This window comes from Nakamurella sp. (assembly GCF_048594475.1).
Taxonomy (GTDB): domain Bacteria; phylum Actinomycetota; class Actinomycetes; order Mycobacteriales; family Nakamurellaceae; genus Nakamurella.
The window spans coordinates 1-1685 of record NZ_JBMDXT010000171.1 but is presented as its reverse complement, the minus strand read 5'-3'; the positions used below and the strand labels follow the sequence as shown (position 1 = coordinate 1685).

The 1685-nt window shown below is 70.6% G+C and carries 1 protein-coding gene; it reads right to left on the bottom strand.

Going from position 1 to position 1685, the window contains the following annotated elements; translation table 11 throughout:
• Positions 1-1550, bottom strand: a 1550-nt coding sequence (locus ACOJUF_RS08510; RefSeq protein ID WP_420121429.1) for an ATP-binding protein, incomplete at its 3' end; no start/stop codon positions are given.
• Positions 1551-1685 lie beyond the last annotated feature (135 nt).

The following is a 1685-nucleotide window of genomic DNA, read 5'->3' as shown; positions in this document are numbered from 1 at the left end:
GCGCCGCCGACGAAGTTGCGCAGGGTGTCGTTGTCCGACCCGGCCGCCTCCTCCTGTTTCGCGGCGAGGACGGCCAGGTTCTGTTTGCGGGTATTGCGGGCGAACTCCGTCAACATCAGCCGTCCCGACGACAACTGCTCGAGAAAATGGACCTCATCGAGCGCGACGCCCTTGCGCTGACCGGCGGGCAGCCCGTAGACCCAGCGCAGGCACAACCACGACGCGAGGTTCAGGATCGCCACTCCCTGGCGGGCCTCGTCGCCCCAGTACTCCTGCCCGACGTGCTGATCGGGCAGGGCGATGCCCTTGGTGGAGAAGAACATCAGTTGCCGGTCGAACGCGACCGCCTCGTGCTCGTCGCGTTCCGGGAACAGCAGCGAGGGCAGCGGTTCGTGCCGGATCGAATCCAACAGGTCGGCCGTGGTCAGCGCGACCTGCCGATGCTCCGTCCGCGACTGCCGCAGCGCCTCGATCACCAGCCCGGGGTGCTTGGGCCGGCCGGCGAACGGCCCGTCCGCCGTATCCACCAGGGTCGCGGCCAGCAGCAGTTCCGTCGTGACGTGCGGCGCCTGGTCCCCGCGGACCACCAGGGACGCCGGCAACACCTGGGTCAGGGAGTCGACCGTCAAGCGTCGTCGGGCGGCCTGCGCCCGCACCCTGGCGCGGCCCAGCCACCGGTCCCGCAGCCCTTTCACCAGGTCCTGGTCGAGATCGTCCAGCATCACAGCGCCGAGGTCGGCGGCGTCGACACCCAACGCTGCCAGGTCGGCGTCTTCCAGGTCGGCCAGATCATGGATGGTGAAGTCGCCGGGGTGGGGTTCGGCGACCAGCCGGTACGTGTTGAGGGAGCCGGGGTGCCCGTTGACCAGGTCCAACGCCCGCGCATGACCCCGCAGGGGTGCGGTCCGGGCGAGTCGGCCGAGGCGGCCGGCGGGGTCGACGCAGGTCCAGGGGATGCCGGCGGCGCCGGTCTTGCCGATGACGACGCCGATCAGGGTGGACTTGCCGCCGCCGAGGCCGGCGACGATCGGGTAGTAGCCGGCGACGTCGAACCGTTCCATGTTGGCCCACAGGTCGTACATCACCGGGGTCCGCCCATCCAGTACCGCGCGGGCGATGTTCCACCCGGTCCGATCACCCGCCGTCGACGTGATCGCGGCGCCGCCGGCGGCGACGGTCCGGACCGGGAGGTCGCGGCGGTGCGCGCGGATCCGGACCGGTTCACCGGGCGGGAACTCCCGGGCCAGGTCGTGCTGCCCGTAGGTGTGCTCGACCTGCACCCGCCGCGCATACGCCGTCACGACCCGTTCCACGTTCTCCAAGCACTCGGCCTCCGACATTCCGGAGACGGCGAGGCGCCACCACCCGCGGGCGCGGCTGGCCGAGAGGTCCTGGGTGCCGGACAGTTCCGCCTCCACCTGCAACGCCAGGTCGTGCTGCTCGCGCAGGGCGGTGGGCGGGTCCTGGTCGTGTTCGAGCTGGTAGTGCTTGGTCTGCGACGTGATCCGGGACATCACCCGCCGCAGCTGTTCCCGCACCTCGTCGGTCAAGCCCAGCTGAGTGGTGTACGTGACGAGGTCGGCCGCCGGTGATTCTTCGTTGGTCAGGCGGCGGTGGTGATTGCTGGCGTGCTGGTGGTGGTGTCCTCCTTTGGATCGGGCGTGCCCACGGTCTGGGAGCGGGCC